This is a genomic window from Streptomyces griseorubiginosus (assembly GCF_017614965.1).
Lineage (GTDB): Bacteria > Actinomycetota > Actinomycetes > Streptomycetales > Streptomycetaceae > Streptomyces > Streptomyces griseorubiginosus_B.
The window spans coordinates 1-4197 of the sequence record NZ_WVUG01000482.1; the positions used below are offsets into that span (position 1 = coordinate 1).

General features: G+C 72.4%; 2 protein-coding genes and 1 pseudogene. All 3 read left to right on the forward strand.

Going from position 1 to position 4197, the window contains the following annotated elements; genetic code table 11:
* Positions 1-1375: pseudogene (locus GRC12_RS42270) on the forward strand (protein kinase); the annotation flags it as partial.
* A 174-nt stretch (positions 1376-1549) separates the two neighbouring features.
* Entirely contained in the window at positions 1550-3241 is a 1692-nt protein-coding gene (locus GRC12_RS42275) for a serine/threonine-protein kinase (RefSeq protein ID WP_208785754.1), read from the forward strand.
* Between the two features lie 67 nt (positions 3242-3308).
* On the forward strand, positions 3309-4197 hold an 889-nt coding region (locus tag GRC12_RS42280; protein ID WP_208785755.1), incomplete at its 3' end, for a serine/threonine-protein kinase.

A 4197-nucleotide genomic window follows, 5' to 3' on the forward strand; every position in this document is an offset into this window, starting at 1 on the left:
CTCCGCCCCCGGCCTCCCGCAGTCGGACGCCAATGCTTCCCGACCGCCCGCCCACTGGGACGACTTGCTGGCCAAGACCCCCGTGCCGTCCCGTGGGCCCACCACCGCTCTTGAGGCGGAGCGGGCGCGGCAGGCTCGGATGGCCGTCGTGGGTCCCGTCACCGAACGGTGGGCGCCGGAGCAGGCCGGGCCCGTGCACGAGAACTGGCAGCTGGCGGCGCCGATCGGGCCGGCGACCGACCTGTGGGCGCTCGGAGCGCTGCTCTTCAGGGCCGTCCAGGGGCACGCGCCCTACCCCGAGGAGTCGACGGCCGAGCTGGTGCAGATGGTCTGTTCAGAGCCGCCCGCCTTCGCCGAGGAGTGCGGGCCGCTCAGGCCGGTCGTGGAATCGTTGCTGCGACAGGACCCGACCGAGCGGCTGGAGTTCGAGGAACTCAGGGGCTGGCTGCGTTCGCTGGTGCGGTCGGCTCCCGAACCGGACGCCGGTACGCACGTCGTCCCCGCGCCGCCCACCGACCCGAACCGGCTGCCGATCATCCGGCGGCGCGGCGAACTGGTGCGCAGGCGGCGCGCCGGGCTGCCCGCGACCTCCCCGCACGGCCGGCACAAGCGGGCCAAGGAGCAGGCGCACTCCCCCCGACGGCTCGGCAGGACCCTGCTGCTGTTGATACTGCTGTTGCTCGCGGGCGCGGTCGCCTACGCCCTGCTGTTCATGCCCAAGGCCGGCGACGACGGCGCGGCGGGCGGGCAGCGGACCGGAGCGGCCGGGGACGTCAGTCCCGCGCCGCAGCCGTCCGGAAAGAGCACCGGCGGCCGGTCCCCGTCCTCGAAGTCCCCGTCCCCGAAGTCCTCGCCCACGCCCGAGAAGAGTCGCTCGACCTCCGCCGGGGCCACCGGAACCCAGACCACCGACCCCGACGTCGCCGCCGGGTTCACCCTGCGCAAGGACCCCGAGGGGTTCCAGGTCGCCGTGGCCAAGGGGTGGAGCCGGGCGGACAAGAACGCCTGGAACCAGGTCGTCTACTCCAAGGGCGACTTCCAGCTGATCGTCGTGCCGGGGCGGGACGGCGCGGTGACGTACGGCAGCGATCCGATGGCGTACCAGCGCGACGAGGAGCACGAGTTGCAGCCGTACCGCAGTTCCAGCTGGGCCACCGCGACCGGGCTGAGAACCATCACCGTGGGCACGCGGGTCATGGCCGAGGGGCAGTTCACCTGGACCGACGGCGGCGGACACGATCTGTACGTCCGCAATCTCGCGATCCTGATCGACGGGCGGTACCACGTCGTGCAGGTGCGTGGCCCGGAGTCCCAGCGCGACGAGGTGACCAAGCTGTACGAGCAGGCGTACTCCACCTACGCGTACACCAAGTGAGTCACTCTCCGTGATCCACGGCGTCGTAACGTGCCGGACGCCCTGAGGTTCACTTCTCGCGGCCGAAGCGACAACCGTCACAGTGCTGTCACCTTGGCACCCCCGTGGTTCCCTGCGAGGGAGCCGGTCCTTAGTCTGACCCTGTCAAGACCATTGCGGGGCAACGTGAATCAGATGCAGGGCCAGCTTGTCGCGGGCCGCTACCGGCTCGCCGACTCCATCGGCAGCGGCGGCATGGGCCGCGTGTGGCGGGCGCACGACGAGGTGCTGCACCGGGCCGTCGCGATCAAGGAGTTGACCGCCGCGCTCTACGTCTCCGAGGGCGACCGGGAGCGGTTGCTCGCGCGTACACGCGCGGAGGCGCGTGCCGCGGCGCGGATCAACCATTCCGCGGTCGTCACCGTGCACGACGTGCTGGAGCACGATGGGCGGCCGTGGATCGTGATGGAGCTGGTCGAGGGTTACTCGCTGGCCGACGCGGTCAAGGAGCGCGGGCGCGTCGAGCCCGCCGAGGCCGCGCGGATCGGGCTGTGGGTGCTGCGGGCGCTGCGCGCCGCGCACTCCGCCGGGGTGCTGCACCGTGATGTCAAACCCGGCAACGTGCTCATCGGGCACGACGGGCGGGTGCTGCTCACCGACTTCGGCATCGCCCAGATCGAGGGCGACACGACCATCACCCGCACCGGCGAGGTCGTCGGCTCGGTCGACTACCTCGCCCCCGAGCGGGTCCGCGGCCACGACCCGGGCCCCGCCTCCGACCTGTGGGCGCTGGGCGCCACGCTCTACACGGCGGTGGAGGGCCGCTCACCGTTCCGCCGCACCTCGCCGCTGTCCACGATGCAGGCGGTCGTCGAGGAGGAGGCCACCCAGCCGCAGTACGCCGGCCCGCTCGGGCCGGTCATGGCGGCCCTGCTGCACAAGGACCCGGCCGCCCGCCCCGGTGCGGCCGAGGCGGAGCAGATGCTCGCGGAGGCGGCGGAGGGGCGGCGCCCCAGCACGGCGCAGGCCTATGTGCCGACCCAACATGTGGGCAACCGCTACGAGACCCAACCCGGCACTGGCTCGCACACCCACAACGGTGCGACACCGCCCACGGGCTCCGCGACGCCGTACCCCCCCATGACGGGAGTCACGACGATCGGGCCGACCGGTATGGGCCCGAACGGTATGGGGCCGAACGGTATGGGCCCGACCGCTTCCGCCGCCCGGCCCAAGCGGCGGAAGCTGCGCGCCGTCGTCCTCGTCATCGCCCTCGCCGCGATCCTCGCCAACGGCGTGGCCTTCGGCCTGGCGAAGTGGGACGAGTGGCAGGGCTCGGACAACTCCGGCTCGTCGTCCTCGCAGGACCCGTCGCCCACGGGTTCGCCGACCGGCGGCACGAGCGGGACCGATCCCGCCAACTGGAAGGAGTACAAGGATCCCTGGGGCTTCACCGTCTCCCTGCCCGACGGCTGGAAGCGGCAGGTCGTCGGCGTCTCCGGGCCCCTGCGGCAGGTCGACTACACACCCGACGGCGGCAAACACTTCGTCCGCATCGCCATCGACACCTCGCCGGACTTCAACAGCGCCTACGAGCACCAGAAGGACCTGGAGCAGCAGCTCCATCGGCTCGTCGCCTACGAGCGCGTCCAGTTGCAGCGCAACCTCTACCGCGACCGGGACGGCTCGGTGTGGGAGTACACGTGGACCGCGCAGGCCAAGGACACCAAGTTCCCGGGGCCGCGGCGCGCCATCGAGGAGACGTACATGTCCCGCGAGGGCACCGAGTACGCGATCTACATGTCCTCGCCGGCCGCCGACTGGGCGACGACGGCCAAGCAGTTCAAGGCAGTGCTGCAGGGCTGGCAGGAGAAGACCGCCTCCTAGGCGGTGAGCGGGAGTTGGCCGGTCGGTGTCCCGGAGCCGGTTCCTCCGGTGGGGCATGATGGGGCGCATGGGGACCGAGGGGGAAGGCGTCCGTGTCGTCGCGGGCCGGTATCGGCTGGAGACGCGGCTCGGACGCGGCGGCATGGGCGTGGTGTGGCGGGCGACCGACGAGCTGCTCGGCCGGCAGGTGGCGGTCAAGGAACTCCCGTTCGACGACACGCTCTCCGACGAGGAGGCCCGGCAGCGGCGCGAGCGCACCCTGCGCGAGGCGCGGGCGGTGGCCCAGCTGCGGCACCCGCACATCATCGTCGTGCACGACGTGGTCGAGGACGACGGACGCCCGTACATCGTCATGGAGTTGATCGACGGCGGCTCGCTCGCCGACCGCATCTCCGCCCGCGGCCCGGTCGACGCCGACGAGGCCGCGCGGATCGGCATCGGGCTGCTGAGCGCGCTGCGCACCGCGCACGCCGCCGGCGTGCTGCACCGGGACATCAAACCCGCCAACGTGCTGATGGAGGCCGGCTCCGACCGGGTCGTGCTCACCGACTTCGGCATCGCGCAGGTCGCGGGCGCCACCACCCTCACCGAGACCGGTTCGTTCGTCGGCTCACCCGAGTACACGGCCCCGGAGCGGATGTCCGGGGCGAGGACCGGCCCGGAGTCCGACCTGTGGTCGCTGGGCGCGCTGCTGTGCACGGTGCTCAGCGGTGAATCCCCGTTCCGCCGGGACTCGTTGGGCGGCATCCTGCACGCCGTCGTCTTCGACGAGATCCGCCCGCCCGTGCAGGCGGAGCCGCTGCTGCCCGTCGTACGGGGGCTGTTGGAGCGCGACCCGGAGCGCAGGCTCGGCGCGGCGCAGGCCGAACACATGCTGCGCGCCTTCCGCGACCTCGGCCGCACCCCGCAGCCGTCCCTCTACACGCCGACCCAGCGGAACGTGCCCCGCCCGCCGC